Below are 20770 nucleotides of genomic sequence, written 5' to 3'. Positions count from 1 at the left end.
ACGGGTGCGCCTCGGCTTAAGGCTAAACTTAGCAAACAGCAACCGCACAAGAGCCGTTTAGGCCCATTCATCAACAGGCAGGCATAAAAAAACCACCCGAAGGTGGTTTTTTAAGTATCGAGACTCGCCCGATAACTTAGTTGTCTTCAACCGGCACCAGCACCACCGCAGGGGCTTTGGCTGCCTTGGCCGCATCGGCCACCGCAACATACACACCAGCATCGGCTTTATGATTAGCCTGAATGATCACCGAGGCTTTCGGTAGCTCAGCGCGCATCTGGGTAATGTTAGAGCGCACCGATGACTCATCAATCCGGCGGCGACCATTTTCACCAAACACCCAAATCTGGTTATCCGCCGTAATCTGCACCAAAATGTTAGGGTCAGCATTTGGCGGTGGCGGCTCATCGTTCTCTTCAGGAACATTCACATCAAGACCGACTTCTTTCACAAATGATGCGGTCACAATGAAGAAGATCAGCATGATGAATACGACGTCGAGCATCGGCGTCAGATCAATTTCGTTACTTTCTTCAGAGTTACGGCTCTTTTTTCTACGACTCACCGTACACACTCCCCGTTATTATGCTAGTGGATGGCAGATATTCAGGCGACCAATAGTACCAGCTTGTATTGAGCCTGACTAACCATTTACCGCAAATTTGTACGCAAATATTCGTAAACTGAGATCTTTGGGTGATTTTTAACCACCTCAGGTCAGGCGACGCACCATAAACGGGCGAGGCGTCACTTCTACGGCGGCTTAAGGGCTACCCCCAAACAGCCCCAACTGACCGACCTCCGTAGGCAGCTTTGCCTCAGCGTCGGTCAAGCGAACCCCCACCCCCAACAAGCGCACCAAGCCTTCATTGCGGCTCGCGGCCTCATGTATTAGCTCGGCAAAATTGTTATAACCAAACTCGCCCCCGGCACGCTCTAACGTGGTGCTAGAGAAATCGGCAAACTTCACCTTCACAAACGCTTTACCAACACCATAACGACTCGTTAACTTATCAATACGCGCTTGCAACCGTGCCATTAATTCCTCGAGGTAAAGGTCGCAGGCCTCACTTGCCGGCAAATCACGCGCAAACGTCTGCTCCACACTGACGGACTTTCTCTGTCGTTCGCTACGCACCAAGCGCGTATCCACTCCGCGGCTGCAATGATACAAACGCGAACCAAACTGTCCGAAACGATCACATAAATCCTGCTCACTAAAAGCCAGCAGATCACCACAGCTTTTCACTTGTAGCTGCACCAAACGTTCAGCGGTTACCCGACCAACACCAGGTATGCAACTAACGGGGAGCTGCGCGACAAACTCCGACAACTGATCAGGCCGTACTTCAAACAAACCATCGGGTTTGCGCCAATCACTGGCAACCTTGGCCAAAAACTTATTGGGAGCAACGCCAGCCGAAACCGTAATGCCCACCTCTTCAACCACCTGTTTGCGAATAGCAGCCGCAATCTGTCTTGCACTACCTCCCTCAGTCACCAGCTCCGACACATCTAAAAAAGCCTCATCTAGCGACAGCGGCTCAACCAAGTCCGTAAAGCGATGAAATATCGCCATTATTTTTTGTGAAGCCTCTCGGTAGTGCACCATTCGGTGCGGCAAAATCGTAAGACCTGGGCACAACCGTAGTGCATAAGCGGAGGCCATCGCCGAACGCACCCCAAATTGTCGCGCCGCATAATTGCACGTAGAGATAACACCGCGCCGGTCTGGATGACCGCCAACGGCGATGGCTCGTCCAACTAACTCGGGGTTATCTCGCATTTCAATCGCAGCAAAAAAACAATCGGCGTCGCAGTGAATAATTGTGCGGCTCATACACACCCTCAAAAACTGTATATACACACAGTATAAATTAACTGTTCGTGTAAACACTAGCGCATCGCGGTTTTATTAAAAGAAGCATCGCAACAAAAATATTGCGCAGTAAAAACCGTCCAACAAACCGATAAATTTAAAAAAAATGCCTTAAACCTTAAAAAAAAACGCATAAAGCGATTAATTTTTGCTAAAAAGCCAATTTTTTTACTGAAAATGTCGTAAAATGCTTGAAATTCATACGTAAAGTTTTAACGTATTACCCACTCGGATTTTGTCCGTTCACTTTTTTGTTCACAACAATAAAGGAAGCTCACCATGGCTGCTCGTAAAACTAAAGCTGTTGATACAGTTGCACAATTGGAAAAACAACTGGCGCAATTGCAAACCCAGTTGACCAAAGCCCGCACCGCAGAAGAAACAGCTGCGGCCAAGGCAGTTGAAACTCAACAAAAAGCGGTAACGAAAGCAAACAATGCTCTCAAATCAGCCCGCACCAAATTGGCTAGCGCCAAAAAGAAAAAAGCCACCGCCGCTGCAGCTAAGCAAGTAACGGCCGCTAACGCTGCCGTACGCAAAGCTCAAGCCGAAGCGACCAGCGCCAAATCAACTCTGGCAGGCCTGAAGCACACCTTAAACGCTATTAAGGCGTCTAACCGTGCTGCAGCGCAACACGCTAAGGCTAACGCTAAAGCAGAAGCTGAAGTAGCTAAAAAGCAGAAAGCCGCTGAGCGCAAAGAAGCCACTAAAGCAAAAGCCGCTGCTAAGAAAGCCGCTATTCGTCAGAAAGCCGCCGAGAAAAAAGCCGCTGCTAAAGCCAAACTAGCCGCCAAGAAAGCCGCCGCTCGCGCTAAAGCCGCTGCCAAAAAGGCCGCTGCTAAGCAAAAAGCCGCCGAAAAGAAAGCCGCTGCTAAAGCCAAACTAGCCGCTAAAAAAGCTGCCGCGAAAGCGAAAGCCAAAAATGCGCCTAAAAAAGCCAAAGCTAAGCCGGCCACCAAAGCCAAAAAGGCACCGGTTAAGCGTGCTGCCAAAAAAGCACCGGCCAAGAAGGCTCCAGCAAAGCGCGGTCGTAAGCCAAAGGCCAAATAAGCCTTATACGCTAACAAGCGCAACACAAAAAAACCGCGACAACTCAGTTGTCGCGGTTTTTTTTGTTTCTACAGGATCGGTAATCCGCTAGGTTAATGGCTTGACGATTGCGAACTTAGAGTGCCAGTTGACGCCGCCTGAGAACTCATAGAGTCGGCGCTGGAGCTAACCAGTGCGCGCGGGTGAATCTCAATCGTTACCGTCTCGCCCTGATCTATGGCATCGCAGTAGGCGCGATACTTCAGCTCTGTGCCAGTCAAGTTGCGCGCGTTAAAATCGATGTTAAAACGCACTCGCCCTTCATCTACCTCGGGCTCAGGCTGCGCCACAGTCAGCCACTCTCGCGCAATCATATCCGCTGTTTGTGCTGCCAATTGTGCAGTACAGGTTTGCCATAATCGCCCCCGACGCGCTTGCTCTTGCCGCTCGGCCTCTAACTGCTCACGCGCCAGGCGCTCGGCCTCTAACTGCTCAGCCACCTCTTGACGCTCACGCTGTAACGCATCAATTTTTGCCTGTCGCTCAGCGGCTCGCTGCCGGGCTTGCTCTCGCTCTCGCTCATATTCGGCCGACAACTCAGCAAAACTAACACGCCCGCCGGGTCGGGTTTCATCGATAACCTCTAAGCTGTCGCCATCGACATGCCAGCGATAGGTCATGCCGTCAGGGTCGCGACACTGATAACGAAAAACTGGGTGAGACAAAGTGCTTTGATCGATATTCAAGTCGCCCGCCAAAAACTGAGCGCAGTGTTCGTCGGCGGCCATTAACCTTGCACCATCAAGCATGGGGGGAAGGTAACGCAAATACGTGCGGGGTAGATGCAACTGGTGGACATCGACCTCATCCGGCGCACTTTGGGCCAGCAGCTCGCCGGCAAAAAAAATCGCCGTAAGTCCGCCTAAAGCGAAAAAGCCAGCCTTTAACCTACACGGGTTAGCTAAGCTCGTGCGGCATTTGCTCTTCAACAATTTGCGCAAACACATAAGCGTAAAGCACCAAAAGAGCGTCTTGATCACGCTCGGTAAATTCAACACCGTATACCGCTGGCAGCTCTTGCGAGCGCTCTTGGGTGCTACGTTCAACACGAGAGCGCACCACCGCGGTCACCGTAAGCTGACGTTTGAGCTCGGCGACTTGCACCTGCGCCTCGATGCTCAGAGTATCACCAACGTTTACGATCGCATCGCGCAACTCGAGACGAGCACCCGATGTACTGATATCGGCAATAAAGCCACTTGTTTGAGCGCCCCCCAAATCATCGCGATTAGTGGTCGTCACCGGCAAATTCACGGTTACCCGGGTCGCACCGCGAATGCCTTTAAAAGTGACCGCCTCTGGGTAACTCACATAAAGCAGCGGGTAAGGCTCAGTAGTTTGCGCCTCAACCACGGCGGCGAATAAACCAATGCCATTGGCAATCATTAAACGCACCGCAAGCTTTTGCCCTGGCCTAAAACGAACGAGCTTGCCACCGGGGCGGGGCACGCTAAAAATTAAACTACGCCCCGGCACAGCGCCAACCAGACGAGCCGTATAACGTTCGGGCTGTCCTACACTGTTGGTTACTTGCAACTGTAGAGAGGTGCCGTAAGGCAGCTTAAGGTCAGAAAATTCCATAGCGTTAATTATATAGGTGCGGGGTAAATACGCCGGCGCGCGAGTTTAATGGGCCGCACAGCTGAAATACATAGAGCTTTTAGCCACGTTAACCATTTGAACTTAGCGGCCAGACTGTACCGTGAGGGCGATAGTATTACTCACTTGTCAGCGCGCGGCAAATTAGCGATCAAGGGCTTTGACTAGCTGATCGCTAACCAGCGGCTCTTCGTGGTTAATCGCACCAAAACGGTCGTTCCAGCTCATTAATAAGGCGGCGAGCTTACAAGCCTGATCGTGTAGCGATTGCAGCTCTTGCAGGCAATCTTTAGGGCCGGTGTATAGCTTAATGGCTCGATGTTCGTTGGCGAGGAGGGAGTCCGGATGCATGGAGCGATACACCTCTAACTTCCAACGGAGGTTGTGTACGGTATTACGGTAGTACAAAAGTTTGGTGTGTAAGCTAATGGGATAATGAGACTCCAGCTCGCCAAACACCCCAAAATCTGAGGCAAATACCATCACCTCACGGCTTTTTTGATCGGCGACTATAGTGGCGGAGCGCGGCCGGTGGGTCAGGCGGGCCAGATCCCCAAACACCTCGCCCGGAGTAATCATATTAACCGGTTCCCCTTGCAACGCCTCATTGGGGTATACCGCCAAACAGCCTTTAAGCAAGAAATACAGACTCTGGTCACCATCGCCGCGATGCACCACCACTTCGCCAGGCCGATAGGTAATAATACGCGAGTGCGCCAGCAATACCTCAAACTGCCCTAGGTCGTGCTGCCTAACCGCTTTAAAAAAGGGGATCGCCGAGAGCAGCTGATCGACTGTCTCGCGCTGAAACTTCTGAATTAGCTTAATCTCCATACGCCGGTCGATCATCTCCACAGTCGGCAAACTTCATTAAGCCGTAAACACGGCCGCAAAATCTCATAATAGCAGTTCTTTACACTTTAATGATATTGACCCCAGATAAATGCCTTTCGGTTTTGGCGCTTTAAACTTTTCTGCACCGCCATTTTTAGGTAAAGTAAGGCCATAGGGCACCTCTAATAGGCCAGTGCTGCCTCTGCGCGAGCCCAAAAGCTCAGACCGCTAGGCGGTATTTGCCATTAAGGCGCCCTTTAAAAAAGATTGCAAGGCCGTGACTGGACGTCTTGGCCGTGCCCACGGGGCCTTCAGGGCTATTCCGAACAAAAAGAAGTGCCCGTAAGCCTAAAAAACAGAGCCCGATTAAGAGGTATACGAGTTAAGTTTTTATTTACGTTAACTGACGATAACCTTTTAATCTACTCGCACAAGCCTGTGAGCCATGCCCTAACCTAACAGGCACTTGCCGATAACCCAAGAATAAAGCGAAGCGAGCCCTATGCGTACATTCAAAGTCCCTGTCTACTGGATCCTAACCCTACTAATGCTGGGCGCTAACCTCGCTCACGGGGCGCCGCTGCTAAACGGTATGGCGGTCCATCAAGAGCTGGGGCGCGACCAGTTTATCGGCGCCATCTACAGCGAGAGCCTCAGCAGCGATGCCAGCACGCTTTTGGCGGCCAACCAACCCATGCGCATGGAGCTCAAAATTACCGCTGAGCGGGGCATCTCGGCACGTAAATTTAGCCGTATGTGGATTGAGGGCATGGCCATTAACATACGCGGCAGCGCCCTGACTGAGCAAGCCGATAACATGGTGAGCTTCACCAAGATGTTTCAAGAGCGCCTGCAAGAGAACGATCACGTAGTGTTTGCCCTAACACCGGGCGAAGGGGTCAGCGTCAGTGTCGACGGTATAACGCTAGGAACGATTGCCGATGACAATTTTTTTGGCTTATTGCTAAGCACCTGGCTGGGCCGGGTGCCACTTTCATCAACCTACCGCGAGCAACTGTTGGTTAGCGGCGATGTTAGCATCTCCCTCACCGGACGCTACGCTAGCATCAACCCAACGCCCGAACGCACCGATCAAGTCGCACTGTGGGGTGCTCCCGCACCTACACCCGAGCCAGAGCCAGAACCTGAGGCACAACCCAAACAAGAAGTCGCGGTCGCTCCTGCCGTCGTGCCGGCAAAAAGTAAAATCGACACGCCCAAAATTGAGATTCCGCCAACACCGTCAGCCAACCCGGCCGCCACCCAGGCCGCTAGCAGTGAAACCGTGCAGGTAGAAAGCTCAGCACCGGCAGCGCCGGTATCCAGTAGCTCATCAAGCATTGCCAGCAGCGTAGCGCCGGTCGAGCCCGAGCCACTTGATGAGTCCGACGAAGACTTTGTACCGACCTTTACCGCCGAATCGCTACTCGCTAACCAGCGTTACTTCTCCAACCTTGTGCGCAAGGTGCAAGGCGAGATCAGCTACCCGCGCCGCGCAATGCAACGGGGCTATCAAGGCTCAATCAGGATTGCGATTAAAATAAACCGTAAAGGTGAACTGTTAAACGCGACCCTAATCGAAGAAACCGAACACGGGGTTTTAAACAGTGAAGCGATGGACGCCGTGGAAGCCGCAGAGCCCTTCCCCGAGGTACCGGCGTTGATACCGGGACAGCTACACGATTTCACCATCCCGATCACCTTTCAGCTGCAAGAGCAATAAACAAAAAAAGCGCGGTCGATAAGCCGCGCTTTTTTTGTGCCTTTAGATAAATTAGCTAAACCGGCCTAGCGTGCATCGTTCGCACAAACAACAGTGTTGCACCGCCTGCGGGCACGGCACTGAGCATTCAATGCCGTAGCGTTAGTGCTCTCGCGTCGCCCGAAACTCCACGTCTGGGTAGCGCTCTTCGGCCAGCGACAAATTAACCCGTGTGGGCGCCAAATAGGTTAGATGCCCGCCGCCATCAATGCACAAGTTATCGGCGCATTTACGCTTAAACTCTTCAAGCTTTTTAGGGTCATCGCAATCGGCCCAACGCGCCGTCGCAATGCTTACCGGCTCGTAAATAGCCTCGACCTTGTACTCGTCTTTTAAACGGTACGCCACGACCTCAAACTGCAATACACCCACGGCCCCAACCACAATATCGTTATTATTCATCGGGAAAAACACCTGAGTCGACCCCTCTTCAGAGAGCTGCTGCAAGCCTTTTTGCAACGCCTTGGTCTTAAGCGGATCTTTTAAACGAATACGACGAAATAACTCAGGGGCAAAATGCGGTATACCGGTAAACTTTAAATCTTCACCCTCAGTAAAGGTATCGCCAATTTGAATCGTGCCGTGATTGTGCAAGCCGATAATATCACCCGCAACCGCCTCCTCGACCGACTCGCGATCGCCGGCCATAAAGGTTACCGCGTCAGAGATTTTAACGTCTTTACCCAAGCGAACATGGCGCATCTTCATGCCCTTGCTGTAGACACCCGAGCAGACCCGCATAAACGCAATACGGTCGCGGTGGCGCGGGTCCATATTGGCCTGAATTTTAAAGACAAAACCGCTAAAGGCTTTGCTCTCGGCCTCGACAAAGTGGCTTTTGGTTTCGCGCCCTATGGGCTTAGGTGCCCACTCGACAAAACCGTCCAACATCTCGCGCACACCAAAATTGGCCAGTGCGGTACCAAAAAACACCGGCGTTAAGCGCCCGGCCAGGTACTCGTCAAGGTCAAACTCATGGGTGGCTCCGCGTACCAGCTCAATCTCATCGCGAATATCATCCGCGTAGCTGCCCAGTAACTCGCTCGCCTCGGGGCTATCAATGCCTTTAATTTGCGTATCGGGCGGAATGGTATGACCGTGCCCTGAGGCAAACACATGGATAGTATCCGTGTATAAGTTATAAACACCCTTAAAATCACGCCCCATGCCCAGCGGCCAATTAATTGGCGCGGCGGCAATTTTAAGTACGTCTTCAACCTCGTCTAGCACCTCAATGGGATCGCGAATATCGCGGTCCATCTTATTGATAAATGACAAAATCGGCGTGTCGCGCAAGCGGCAAACATCCATTAGCTTAATGGTGCGATCCTCAACACCCTTAGCGCCATCAATCACCATCAATACCGAATCCACCGCCGTTAGGGTGCGATAGGTATCTTCCGAGAAGTCCTCGTGCCCTGGGGTATCCAGTAGGTTAACAATGCGCTCTTTGTACGGAAACTGCATCACCGACGAGGTCACCGAGATCCCCCGCTCTTGCTCCATGGTCATCCAGTCGGATTTCGCGTGAGGCCCTCGCTTACCTTTTACCGAGCCACCCACCTGAATCGCATTGCCAAACAGCAACAACTTCTCAGTAATCGTGGTTTTACCCGCATCAGGGTGCGAGATAATCGCAAAAGTGCGCCGTTTTTGGATATTTTTAAGGTGTGCAGCGTGAGACATAGTTTTAGATCTTAAGACTTGGGGCAACCCTTCCGGGCGGATACGTAAGCGCGCCATTCTCCCTGAAAACGGGATAATTCACAATTGCCAAGCCAAACTGAGCCCGCATATCGCCAGTATCTGGCTAGCGCGGTAAAGTGGCCGCCTCATAGAAAACGCCCCAATCCTGTTTTTATAGAATCGCCCACCAATAACCGCAGTGGGTTATTGGTGGGATAACACTGAGATAACAACCCCGCTACCGAGAAAAAACGTCCGCCGCACTTGTTATAAAACGTTTAAAATTGCCTCTACACTCTGGCTGACGCTGATATCAGTGGTATTTAACTGTAACTCTGCGCTCTCGGGCTGCTCGTAGGGGTCGCTGATACCGGTGAATTGTTTGATCACGCCAGCACGGGCTTTTTTGTACAGGCCTTTGGGGTCGCGCTGCTCGCAGGTGGCAAGCGGAGTGTCTAAGTACACCTCCACAAACTGACCGGGTTTAAACATCGAGCGCACCATTTGCCGGTCGCGCTTGTAGGGCGAGATAAACGCGCAGATAACCACCAAGCCAGACTCGACCATTAATTTGGCCACCTCACCTACCCGGCGGATATTCTCGGCGCGATCGGCCTCAGTCATGCCTAAATCTTTATTTAAGCCGTGCCTAACATTGTCGCCATCCAGCAAAAATGCTTTAACACCGTTGGCGTGTAGCGTGGCATCTAACGCGTTAGCGACGGTCGACTTGCCCGAGCCCGACAAACCAGTCAGCCAAATGCAGCGAGGGGCTTGCGCCATTAACATCGCCCGGTCGTCCGGGCATACCGTGCTTTTGTGCCAGACGGCATTGGAGGGTAACGTTATATCTTTTAACTGATAGGGGATTGTTGATTTATCCATAATCAAATCTCGTCGTCACGGGTCAACACGCAAGGTCTGCGCAGCCAAGCTGCGGCATCGCGGAGCCGCGTGTCAATGCTAAAAGGATTCTACCGCAAGCCCTAAACCATACCAAACAAGGCAAGTTAAGCGGTAGCAAAATGGCACAACGTCCAATAGTTATGACTGCCAATTCCACGGTAAAAGGCACTGGCACCAGAAGAGCCGAGACCGCTATGGTGACGCAGTTTCTTGTTGTAATTGCCGCCGCAACCAGCGCCAGGCCCACGCCCCAACCACCACATTAGTGGTTGCGGTGGCGATAAATAACCCGTTTAAGCCCCAAAAAAATTGCAACACTCCCGCCAAAGGCAAAAATAGTAGCAGGACCCGACACAACGATAGCAGCATCGCCGGCCAAGGGGTGCCCAACCCATTAAACGCCGCATTACAAGACATTACCAAGCCATAGGCGCCGTAGCTGATCGGGACGATCGCCAAGTAACGCACCGCCACGGCCGCCACATCAGGATGATCGGTAAACATGCCGGTAATCAGCGAGCCAAACACCAGTAAAAAAACCGCGAGCAACACACCAAAGCCTATACAAAACAGTAACAACAGCCGCTGCGCCTCGGCGAGCCGAGCGGTTTTACCCGCGGCATGGTTTTGCCCAAAGAAAGGGCCGATTACCCCCGATAGCGCGTAAAATGCGATAAGTGCCACAGGCTCGACTCGCACCGCAATACCAAGCCCTGCCACGGCATCGTTACCGTAGCGTGCAACCATCATGACCACAATGGCACTGGCCAGCGGAATGATCATATTAGCCGCCATGGCAGGCACCCCCACGTGCACCACCGCACGCCAAGACGACAACAACCTTGTCCAAGGCGCAAAAGGACTAACCAACAATCCTACCCGGGCGCGCAAAATATACAGCGCCAGCAGTAACGTAATGCTGCGGGTAACCAAGGTCGCCCAGGCGGCCCCGGCCAAACCAAGCTCGGGCGCCCCCAACAGACCAAAAATCAAAATCGGGTCAAGCGCGGCATTAAACAGCGCCGCGCCGCCCATTAAAATGCCCTGGATCTGGCTTAAGCCCATCGCCCGCAGCGACGCTAAGGCCACCATCGGTACCAACAAGCAAGGCGCACTGATGTACCAAACACTCATGTATTGATGAATCAGCGGTAACAATTCGGCGGAGGCGCCGAGCAAGGTAAAAAGCGGGTCAATGGTAAGCCAGCCCAGCAGACAAACGGTAACCGAAAGCAGCAAGGTTAAGGTGACAGCATCGGTTGCCAAGCGCTGCGCGCGACCGGAATCACCAGCGCCAACACCACGCGCCACCGCCGACGAGGTACCGGCACCCAGGCCAATACCCATACTGGTGAGCAACATCACCACGGGAAAGGTAAAACTCATAGCCGCCAGCGGCGTATTGCCCAACTGCGCGACAAAGAAGGTGTCCACCACGTTAAACGACATGGTCGCCAGTAGCCCCCACACCATAGGCAGCGCGAGCGAGCGAAGCTGCCTGGGTACGGAGCCCTCTGTCATAGTCGCGGGCATGGGAGGCATAAATGGGCCTGTACGCAGGTGAATTTAAGGCTGCGGCAGTATACACCATCCCCAGCGGGGCATTCTTACGCGCAAATAAGCACGGGGATGACCAATAGCAGCCCGAGCCCGGCAGCGTTTATACCGTCACTCTCGAGAAAAGGAGCCCCCTGAGGCTGCATTGGCCACGCCTGTACCGTTCTAACCAAAAACGGCAGTGTCACCTGCGACAAAACGCCACAGCTGTCAGCGTTAACCCTAGCCCGTATAATAACGACATGAAAACACCCTACCTAACGCTAAAAGCACCCTCCGAGCATTGCCGGCAACTGGTTATGATGCGCTCGATGGTGATACTTACTTTGGCTGTTGCCAGCTCGCTGGCTAGCAAAGCCGGGGTGGCGCATTTACCACTCACCCCAATACTTGCGATATTACTGCTACTCACCGCCGTCAATGGCTTCTCGCTGCTGCGCCTGCGTCACCCCAAAAGCGTGACCGCCACTGAATTAACCGCTCAGCTGTTAACCGACATTTTAGCCGTTGCGGCGATTGCTTATTTTACCGGTGGGGCCACCAACCCTTTTTTAAGCTACTTATTGGTACCCGTGTGCATCGGCGCCGCTACCTTACCGTCAAAAAACGCGTGGGCAGTAAGCGCAGCCGGCATTGTTTTATACGGCTTATTATTGCGCTGGTATGTGCCGCTGCAATGGCTGGCACCACAAGGTGAAGCGCACGCTCACCATAACAGCGGCCCCAACTGGCACGTGTTGGGGATGTGGCTAAATTTTGCGTTAAGCGCCGTACTCATCAGTTATTTTGTGGTGCGCATGGCAAGTGCCGTGCGGCTCCAGCAAGATGAATTAAACCGCCGCCGCGAAGAAGACCTGCGCGATGAGCAACTGCTGGCAGTAGCCACCCAAGCGGCCGGTACCGCACACGAGTTGGGCACGCCGTTAAGCACCATGAAAGTACTGTTGGCCGATTTACGTCAAGATGCGCAAGCGCGCGCTGCCTGTGGCGAGGATCTCGAAGAGCTGTACCGCCAAATTAACCACTGCGCCGAAATTTTAACAAGCTTGCGAGCACGCTCGGACTTAAGCCGCTTACACCAGCCTGCGGCTATGTCTGCACAAATGTATTGCACCACCCTACTTGACCACTGGCAGTTACTGCGCCCCGAGACCCGGCCTGAGATTCATTTAGAAGACACTTTGGCCGTGCGACAAGTGCGCTTTCACGCCACCATTGAACAGGCGATTATCAATGTGCTTAACAACGCCGCCGATGCCTGCCCAGAGCATCTGGCCATACGCGTCAGCATTCAGACCAACCGGTTAATTTGGCAAGTGAGTGACCGTGGCGAAGGGCTGCCCGAGGCGGCGCGCACGGCGGCGGGAAAAACGTTTTTTTCGAGTAAGCCCGACGGTATGGGTTTGGGATTATTTTTAACCCACGCCAGTATTCAACGCTTTGGTGGTACCGTTACTCTGGCCCCCCGCCCCGAGGGCGGCACCACCACAACCATTACGCTACCGCTGGATACGCAGCATGACTAACACCGCCGACTTTTTAATCGTTGATGATGACACTGTGTTTGCGACAACCTTGCAACGCTCGCTCACGCGCCGTGGCTACCACGCTGACGTCGCCCACACAGCGGCAGCCGCGCAGCAGTGCGCCCACGCTAAACGCTATCAACAAGCCATCGTCGATTTAAAGATTGGCGCAGACTCTGGACTGGAAGTAATTGCCTCGCTCTTACAGGCACAACCGGCAATAGTTATTGTCGTGTTAACCGGGTATTCAAGTATTGCCACCGCCGTACAGGCAATAAAGCTAGGCGCCAAAAACTATTTATGCAAACCCGCCGATACGGATGAGCTACTTGGCGCATTTGGTGTCAGCGCGCCCCGTGAACCCACCATCCCCGAACGGCCGCCGTCGATCGATCGGCTCGCGTGGGAGCACATCCAAAAAGTACTGCAAGAAAATAACGGCAATATATCGGCCACAGCGCGATCTCTGGGTATGCACCGGCGCACCTTGCAACGCAAGCTAACCAAAAGGCCGGTAAAAGATTAACCCCCGCAACAGGCCGAGGCGCCACCATCTAAAACGCTATGACGCGCTTACACCGATAAACACTCTGCCGCTACTGGATTGGTCGTTACTTCGCGAGAAGCTCATCCCTGGCTGGCGTCTGGATGACATGGGGTGCTCAACGTTTTCACGGGTGGCTTTTTTATTTCAGTAGATAATGCCTATAACGTGTAGGCTAAAATAATGGCGTCTTCACGGCCTTTGGTGGCGGGATAATAATTGGGGCGAGTGCCCACTTCGACAAAGCCAATTGCTTCATACAGGGCAATAGCCGGGGCGTTGGACTCGCGAACCTCTAAGTAAAAAGTGTCCGCGTAGAGACTTACCGTTTGAATAACATGCTGCAGTAATGCTCGCGCAATACCTTGGCGCTGACTCTTGTGGGCTACCACTAAATTGAGCAATTCGGCATTGCCCGCCGCCGCGTTAACGACCGCATAACCAACAATCTGCCCGCGACTAAACACCACAACACAAGGCTGGCGAACGCCCAAACAATCGCTGAATAATTTTCGGCTCCAAGGAAACGTATGGGCGTCGCGCTCCAGCTCGCAGACGGCATCAAGCAAGCTTTCATCCAGCAAGCGGTACTCGAGTGGCTCGCCAGTGTCGGTCACCCCAGAGCCCTGCAAATTATCGGGCAGCCGTTTTTTTTCAACCATTACTGTGCACCGCACGCCAAATTTTGTTTTTTAACTCGGGGGCGTTGAGCATGTCGGTTAAACTTGGCAACACCAATGCATCGGCCGCCGCCGATGGTTCGACCGTTAACGGCAGCCGCTTAAAGTGCAGTTGCTCAGGTTCGACGCCTGTAAGCTCGGGGCTTGCCGCGCGGCTTTTATCATCACTTGGTTGCTTGGTGTTTACGGTAGACGGGCGCACCAAATATTTAGCCGCTTCGCCTCCTAACAGCCAAACCTGTGCCTTGGGCGTTTTTTGCAACTCTTCAGACAACCACGCCTGTAACTCAACTTGCATATCTTCACGGGTGTAAAGGCTGGCGACTTTATCGCTAATCGGGCAGCGTATTGCCTCGCCGGCGTCGATCCGCACATCGTTAGGCCAGAGCAAGCGCAACATGTTGCTCAGCAGGGTGTGAGTGGGCAATGCATCGCCCGGGTGGTAATGATCTACCACAATGAGATCATCCGCTGGGCGCCACAAGTGCAAGTGTATCGTCTCTAGTACTTCGCGCTGCTTGGGCACTGCCGCTTTTAGTGGCTCTTTGCGCACAGCGGTGGGTTTAGCAACGCCCATGTCTCGCAGCACTTGGCCAACGGTGTCGGCGCCGCTGGCACCAGAGGCTGTGGCGGTTGCGGTTGGCGCGGGCTGACGCACGGCCTCCATAACAGCGGGGCCAGCAGCGGCGGGCACCGCTGCCTGGGGCAGCTCACAAGGTACCGACGGCGGCGCACACGGCAAAACCAGCCGCGGGACAAAAGTGTCGATACCCAGTGCCGACAAATAACGCTGGCGTTGCAATTCGTTCATAACGAGACTCGGTTAAATTCCTTCGCGCTGCGGATGCGAGCGCTCGGGGGCGACCAACACATTAAGCGCGTGCAAATACGCTTTGGCTGAGGCGACGACGATATCGGTATCGGCCCCCACCCCATTGACGATGTGGCCGTCTTTTTCCAACCGCACAGTGACATCCCCTTGCGAGTCGGTGCCTTGAGTGATGGCATTTACCGAGTAAAGCTTAAGAGTAGCGCCGCTATTTACCGCACTCTCTATGGCTTTGTATGTGGCATCGACCGGGCCACTGCCGGTAGCCGCACAGGTGTGTGATTCGCCATTAATACGTAAATTAATGGTGGTGCTGGGCTGCTGACCACTTTTAGAGTGCACCTCCATCTCGCCCAACTGGTACACCTCAACCACCTCTTGCGGGCGAACATCGCTTACCAGTGCCTGCAGGTCTTCATCAAAAATTTCGTGCTTTTTGTCCGCCAAATCTTTAAAGCGTGCAAAGGCGGCACCTAGCGCTTCGGGGTTATCAAAGGTGATGCCCAACGCCTCAAAACGCGCTTTAACGGCGGCGCGGCCGGAGTGTTTGCCCAGCACCAGTTTATTGGTGTTCCAGCCGACATCTTCAGCGCGCATGATCTCGTAGGTTTCACGGTGCTTAAGCACGCCGTCTTGATGAATACCCGATTCGTGGGCAAACGCATTAGCACCGACAATGGCTTTGTTGGGCTGCACCGGAAACCCGGTAATGCTGCTCACCAAGCGTGAGGTGGGTACTATATGCTGCGCATCAATGGTGGTCTCGACCGGCATCATGTCTTGGCGAGTGCGTACGGCCATGACAATCTCCTCTAACGCGGCATTACCGGCGCGTTCACCCAAACCGTTTATGGTGCATTCCACCTGACGCGCCCCATGCATGACCGCCGACAGTGAGTTGGCAACGGCCAGGCCCAAATCGTTATGGCAATGGGTCGAGAAAATCGCCTTATCGGCGTTGGGGATATTACCAATAAGGCGCCCAAACATTTGGCCGTACTCGCCCGGCTCGCCGTAACCTACGGTGTCGGGCAAATTGATCGTGCCTGCACCGACGTCGATCACCGCTTCAATAATCTGACACATAAAGTCAAACTCGGAGCGGCTGGCGTCCTCCAGCGAAAACTCGACATTGTCAGTGTGATTGCGCGCTAACTTTACCGCGGCTACCGCCTGCTCTAACACCTTAGGCGGGTCCATTTTTAGTTTGTATTGCATATGGATCGGCGAGGTAGCGATAAAAGTGTGAATTCGGCCACTATTGGCGGGTCTAATCGCCTCAGCGGCGCGCTCGATGTCGCCCGGCACGGCTCGCGCCAAAGAGCAAATGGTGCTGTCTTTTACAGCTTTGGCAATCGCCTGAATAGACTCAAAATCGCCTTTACTGGCTATCGCAAAGCCGGCCTCGATAACGTCAACCCGCATCTTCTCGAGCATCTTGGCGATACGAATTTTCTCATCGCGAGTCATAGAGGCGCCAGGGCTCTGTTCGCCGTCGCGCAGGGTGGTATCAAATATATACAGTTTATCTTTGCTAGCCATGGTGATTCCCGATAATGCCGTTACGTGCCATTTAAGGCTGGATCATAACCGCATTATAAGGTGTCACAAGCAGGAAACCTACCGCAGGGATGAATATGCTGAGGTTACGCCTTGCGCGCTCGCGCACGGAGAGCCAAAGTAGAACCCTCGCGGAGAAGGGAGAGGCCAGAAAAAACCTTGAGCTGAGCGCCAAGCCAGCGGCTTGACCTTGGCGCAGCCGGGATTTAATGCCGCTAGACGCCCGAGGGAGTTCTGCCTGTCGCAAGGGTGACGCTAACCACGGGAGGCTGCCTCCCGACAGTTATGAAACGCCGCTACTAGAGGTAACCAGCTTAGGGCCAGTTACTTGCTTTAAGTCGCCCAAAAACTGACTCTGCCACGCGTGAATATCGTGCGCTTCCAGTACATCCATCATTTTACGCCATCGGTCTATGCGCTCATCTAAGGGCATATTAAGCGCCTTGGCCAACCCACCGGTAATAGCGCTGACATCGTAGGGGTTAATAACGACAGCCGCGTCTAACTCATCGGCAGCACCGGCCAACTCGGATAACACCAGCACGCCCGGATCTTCTGGATTTTGCGCCGCGACATATTCTTTAGCAACGAGGTTCATACCATCTTTTAATGGCGTCACCAGCCCTACCCGCGCCAAGTTGTACATCGCCAGAATCGTGCGACGACGAAACCCCCGGTTTAGGTAACGCAGCGGCATCCAATCAAAGTCCGCATAGGTGCCAATGATGTGACCTGCCTCGCGATCGATACGCTTAGCTAAATCACCGTAGGCCTGAACGTCTCCTCGCGAAGTGGGCGATATCTGCAGGTAAACCACTTTGCGCATAAACTCTTGGTAGTGACCAAGGAGCTTGTCATAGGCCTGAAAACGCTGAACGAGTCCTTTTGAGTAATCCAACCGATCGACACCAATAATTAGGCTGCGATCACCAAGGCTACTGTGCAAACGACGGTACTCATCAGTTTGCATCCCTCCCTGCGCTGCACCGTTAAGCGCTGAGGTTTCAACACTGATAGGGTAAACCCGCGCGGTGCAATGCAAATTACCCACTCGCAGCTTATCGTTTTTAAGAATTTCACCGCCCAGCCCCTGAGCGATTCCCATACAAAAACCCATGTGATCAAACTGCGTCTGAAAACCCACTAAATCGTAATGCATCAGACCTTTGAGAATTTTGTGGTAGCCGGGCACCGTGCGCAACAAATCAAGTGAAGGGAAAGGCGTGTGCAAAAAGAAACCAATGGGGTTTTTAATACCCGCGTCCCGTAGCATTTTACCCAAGGGGATTAAATGGTAATCGTGAATCCAGATGGTATCGCCCGGCTGAATAATCTTTAACAGCTCGTCGGCAAACTTTTGGTTGGCTTGCAGGTAACCGGACAAGTCGGTATCACTGTAGCGCATCAACTCTGGCCGCTGATGAAACAGCGGCCAAAGAACACTATTGGCATAACCTTTATAGTATTGGTTGTACTCAGACTGACGCAGGTTGATGGTGACGTACTCAATATTGCCACGGGTCTCGGTTTTAGGGGCTTCATTACGGTTGTCAATTTTACCGCTCCAACCAAACCAAACACCGCCGTCTTTCTCCATCGCGGCCATGACGCCCACCGCCAAACCGCCCTCTGAGCCTTTGTTAGCGCCATCGCTTTTGGCCACACGATTAGACACCACAATTAAACGACTCATAGTTCAGTCTCCCATTTTTTGCTCAGTATCCGGGCGCTGTTAATAATACCCACCATTGAGTAGGTTTGCGGAAAATTGCCCCAAAGCTCACCGGTCTCTGGATCTAAATCTTCCGATAGCAGCCCTAAGTGATTGCGTTTTGAGAGTAAGTCTTCAAATAAATCGCGAGCCTCTTCCGTGCGTCCGGCCGAGGCGAGCGCATCGATATACCAAAATGAACAGATAGTAAACGCGTTTTCCGGCAAGCCAAAGTCATCTTCAACCACGTAGCGAAATAAATAGCGGCTGCCTTTAGGCAATAATTTTTTCTCGATCTCGGCAATGGTTCCGGTAAAACGAGCGTCACGACCATCGATGTAGCCCAGCTCGCAAGCCAGTAATAAACTGGCATCCATGGTATCCCCACCCCAAGTGGCGGTATAAGCGTTAAGCTCTTTGTTGAAGCCGTTTTCCTCGATCGCATCGCGAATCGTGTTTGCGGCCGTTGCCCAATACTCAAGGCGCTCGGGCAATTCTAGCTTGCGTGCGATTTTGGCAAGGCGATCTGTCGCGGCCCAGCACATCATGCTAGAAAAGGTATGCACGTGCTTGCTGCCGCGCAACTCCCACAAGCCCGCATCGGGTTGATTGTAATAGGTGTAAGCTTTCTCACCCATTTTTTCGAGCAGCTCAAACAACTCTTTACTACCCGGTCGACGAATACGTTCGTCAAAAAACATTTGCGTGGCCGACAACACAATAGCGCCATACACATCGTGCTGTATTTGCTCGGCCGCTTGGTTGCCCACACGCACCGGCCCCATACCACGATACCCCGGCAAATTATGCGCAATACGTTCGGGCATTTGTTTACTGCCATTGATACGGAACACAGGCTGAAGGTGCTCTTCACTCATCCCCGCCACTATATTTACAAGATATTGTAAATACTGCTCCATAGTTCGGGTCGCACCAAGGCGATTAAGGGCGTGTACGGTGAAGTAACTATCGCGCAACCAGCAAAAACGGTAGTCCCAGTTTCGCTCAGAATCGCGCGCCTCCGGTAGCGAGGTGGTCATCGCCGCGATAATCGCACCAGTGTCTTCGTAAGCGCTTAGTTTTAAGGTGATCGCCGCACGGATTACGGCCTCTTGCCACTCAAACGGGATCGCTAAGTAGCGCGACCACTCCAGCCAGTACGATTCAGTCTCTACTAAAAAGCGCTCGGTTAGTTGCTTGATAGGCTCGTTAATCGACTGATCATCGCCAAAAATGAGGTAGTGCTCGCCATCTAAAATAAACCAGGTTTCGTCGATAATCGCCGTGACCGACATACCCGTTGTCAGTCGCAGCGCCATATCACAGCCTAAATAACGAATGTGGTTACTGCCTTGGATTTTACGGTACCCCTGCGAGCCATCATCGCACGCGGGCCGTAACCGAATGCGTATTCTGGGAGAGCCAATGGGGGCCAACTTGCGAGAAAGCATCATCGGCCGATACATACGGCCGTACTGCATAAACCGTGGAACAAAGTCTGTGATCGTGACGCCATTGCCACTCGTATCGTAAAGGTGAGTGATTAATATGGCGGTGTTTTTTTCATAGTACTGTTCGCTATGACTAAAGTTCTCTAAATCGATAGCGTAAGTTCCCATGATCGTCTCGGGATCATCGGTTTTAAGCAGCGAGCTAAATACCGGCTCACCGTCAAATCTAGGTAAACAATTCCATACAACTTCTGCTTTTTTATCGATTAAAGCCCCAATGACGCAGTTACCGATCAGCGCCAACTCCAAATTTCGTTCTGTCATCTAATTGCCTCAACTTATCCAGCTGTAACTGCAAAAATGCAAGAACCTCGCCAGTATCAGAAAGACGCACGCCAGCGCAGCTCGGCCCCTCGCCAACTTTGATAGAAACCCCGCCCTGAGCGTTCACCCAAGCGAAACCGTCCTCATCAGTCGTATCATCCCCAATATAGACCGGTTGACGCCCAGTAAAAGGATCGCTGCTCATAAACCGTGCAATGGCTACCCCTTTATCGACCCCTACGGGCTGGATCTCATACACGCAATTGCCTCTAATCACACGTACCTCTTGGTTCTGATCAAGGCCCAACTCATCGGCGATATAAGCCTCCAAGGTAGGCTGTTTATCCGGGTTGGTACGGTAGTGCAACGCGACCGCATGGCCTTTATCTTCGGCAATTAAACCGTGTTTGTCGGCAAAACCTAGCAATTGTGTACGTACTTGGGCGAAGACGGGGTTACTTAAGGCCGCACTCTGCAATACCCCATCACCATAGCGCCACTCAGCACCGTGACTACCCGCCATCGTCAGCGGCAAGCCAACCAAAGCGTTTAACGATTGTATCGAGCGCCCGGACACTAATGCTAACGCACCATTAAGTTGCAACGACAGCTGTGCCAGAACGTCCCGTAGTACCGGCGAAACGATCACACCTTCAGGGGTGTCAGCAAAGTCCACCAGAGTACCGTCAAAGTCTAAAAATAGGGCAATATTATCTGTCTGGGTGATATTCATCGGCGATATTCTGAGCTGCTAGAAAGGGTAGTTAGGAACAAACATGTAAACGCGAATTGACTATAACATAGGCTCGCATAAATACTATCTCGCGCCAAGC

Annotated in this window: 18 protein-coding genes; 4 read left to right on the top strand and 14 right to left on the bottom strand. The window is 52.8% G+C overall.

Annotation, left to right across the window (positions count from 1 at the left end; genetic code table 11):
• Positions 1–136: 136 nt before the first annotated feature.
• A complete protein-coding gene (locus AACY82_RS08645; RefSeq protein ID WP_339616398.1) occupies positions 137–565 on the bottom strand; it encodes a biopolymer transporter ExbD in 429 nt (142 codons plus the stop codon).
• A gap of 198 nt (positions 566–763) precedes the next feature.
• Entirely contained in the window at positions 764–1840 is a 1077-nt protein-coding gene (gene dinB / locus AACY82_RS08640; RefSeq protein WP_339616397.1) for a DNA polymerase IV, read from the bottom strand.
• A 318-nt stretch (positions 1841–2158) separates the two neighbouring features.
• Between dinB and AACY82_RS08635 the strand changes: the two genes are divergently transcribed.
• A complete protein-coding gene (locus AACY82_RS08635) occupies positions 2159–2929 on the top strand; it encodes a hypothetical protein (protein WP_339616396.1) in 771 nt (256 codons plus the stop codon).
• A gap of 92 nt (positions 2930–3021) precedes the next feature.
• On the opposite strand, the gene AACY82_RS08630 is transcribed toward AACY82_RS08635, so the two are convergent.
• The 3 genes from AACY82_RS08630 to AACY82_RS08620 form a co-directional block, all read right to left on the bottom strand.
• Positions 3022–3897, bottom strand: coding sequence for a hypothetical protein (locus tag AACY82_RS08630; RefSeq protein ID WP_339616395.1), 876 nt, complete (start codon positions 3895–3897; stop codon positions 3022–3024).
• A complete protein-coding gene (locus AACY82_RS08625; protein WP_339616394.1) occupies positions 3866–4549 on the bottom strand; it encodes a flagellar brake protein in 684 nt (227 codons plus the stop codon). Before AACY82_RS08625 ends, AACY82_RS08630 begins: the two co-directional genes overlap by 32 nt.
• Before the next feature lie 162 nt (positions 4550–4711).
• Positions 4712–5401, bottom strand: coding sequence for a cyclic nucleotide-binding domain-containing protein (locus AACY82_RS08620; protein ID WP_339616393.1), 690 nt, complete (start codon positions 5399–5401; stop codon positions 4712–4714).
• Between the two features lie 502 nt (positions 5402–5903).
• Between AACY82_RS08620 and AACY82_RS08615 the strand changes: the two genes are divergently transcribed.
• Positions 5904–7124 carry a TonB family protein gene (locus AACY82_RS08615; protein WP_339616392.1) on the top strand — a complete coding sequence of 407 codons (1221 nt, stop codon included), beginning with the start codon at positions 5904–5906 and terminating at the stop codon, positions 7122–7124.
• Between the two features lie 141 nt (positions 7125–7265).
• Here AACY82_RS08615 and AACY82_RS08610 read toward each other — a convergent pair whose 3' ends face one another.
• The 3 genes from AACY82_RS08610 to AACY82_RS08600 form a co-directional block, all read right to left on the bottom strand.
• Positions 7266–8849: a peptide chain release factor 3 gene (locus tag AACY82_RS08610; protein ID WP_339616391.1), complete on the bottom strand. Its 1584-nt coding sequence runs from the start codon at positions 8847–8849 to the stop codon at positions 7266–7268.
• A 267-nt stretch (positions 8850–9116) separates the two neighbouring features.
• Positions 9117–9734 carry an adenylyl-sulfate kinase gene (gene cysC / locus AACY82_RS08605; RefSeq protein WP_339616390.1) on the bottom strand — a complete coding sequence of 206 codons (618 nt, stop codon included), beginning with the start codon at positions 9732–9734 and terminating at the stop codon, positions 9117–9119.
• A gap of 213 nt (positions 9735–9947) precedes the next feature.
• Positions 9948–11297, bottom strand: a complete 1350-nt coding sequence (locus tag AACY82_RS08600) for an MATE family efflux transporter (RefSeq protein WP_339616389.1) — start codon at positions 11295–11297, stop codon at positions 9948–9950.
• A 257-nt stretch (positions 11298–11554) separates the two neighbouring features.
• On the opposite strand from AACY82_RS08600, the gene AACY82_RS08595 reads away from it, so the two are divergent.
• Positions 11555–12838: an ATP-binding protein gene (locus tag AACY82_RS08595; RefSeq protein ID WP_339616388.1), complete on the top strand. Its 1284-nt coding sequence runs from the start codon at positions 11555–11557 to the stop codon at positions 12836–12838.
• Positions 12831–13364: a response regulator transcription factor gene (locus AACY82_RS08590; protein WP_339616387.1), complete on the top strand. Its 534-nt coding sequence runs from the start codon at positions 12831–12833 to the stop codon at positions 13362–13364. Before AACY82_RS08595 ends, AACY82_RS08590 begins: the two co-directional genes overlap by 8 nt.
• A gap of 179 nt (positions 13365–13543) precedes the next feature.
• Here AACY82_RS08590 and rimI read toward each other — a convergent pair whose 3' ends face one another.
• From rimI to otsB, 6 genes are all read right to left on the bottom strand, one after another.
• Entirely contained in the window at positions 13544–14044 is a 501-nt protein-coding gene (gene rimI / locus AACY82_RS08585) for a ribosomal protein S18-alanine N-acetyltransferase (RefSeq protein WP_339616386.1), read from the bottom strand.
• On the bottom strand, positions 14037–14873 hold the full coding sequence (locus tag AACY82_RS08580) for a hypothetical protein (protein WP_339616385.1): 837 nt from the start codon (positions 14871–14873) through the stop codon (positions 14037–14039). The genes rimI and AACY82_RS08580 overlap by 8 nt, the downstream gene beginning before the upstream one ends.
• A 12-nt stretch (positions 14874–14885) precedes the next feature.
• Positions 14886–16433: a 2-isopropylmalate synthase gene (locus tag AACY82_RS08575; RefSeq protein WP_339616384.1), complete on the bottom strand. Its 1548-nt coding sequence runs from the start codon at positions 16431–16433 to the stop codon at positions 14886–14888.
• 301 nt (positions 16434–16734) lie between these two features.
• Complete coding sequence (locus AACY82_RS08570; protein WP_339616383.1) at positions 16735–18144, bottom strand: trehalose-6-phosphate synthase; 1410 nt, start codon at positions 18142–18144, stop codon at positions 16735–16737.
• Positions 18141–19937, bottom strand: a complete 1797-nt coding sequence (locus tag AACY82_RS08565; RefSeq protein ID WP_339616382.1) for a glycoside hydrolase family 15 protein — start codon at positions 19935–19937, stop codon at positions 18141–18143. Before AACY82_RS08565 ends, AACY82_RS08570 begins: the two co-directional genes overlap by 4 nt.
• Entirely contained in the window at positions 19900–20670 is a 771-nt protein-coding gene (otsB, locus tag AACY82_RS08560; RefSeq protein WP_339616381.1) for a trehalose-phosphatase, read from the bottom strand. Before otsB ends, AACY82_RS08565 begins: the two co-directional genes overlap by 38 nt.
• Positions 20671–20770 lie beyond the last annotated feature (100 nt).

The organism is uncultured Gilvimarinus sp., from assembly GCF_963972205.1.
Taxonomy (GTDB): Bacteria; Pseudomonadota; Gammaproteobacteria; order Pseudomonadales; family Cellvibrionaceae; genus Gilvimarinus; species Gilvimarinus japonicus.
This window is presented reverse-complemented; position numbering and strand designations above follow the sequence as displayed.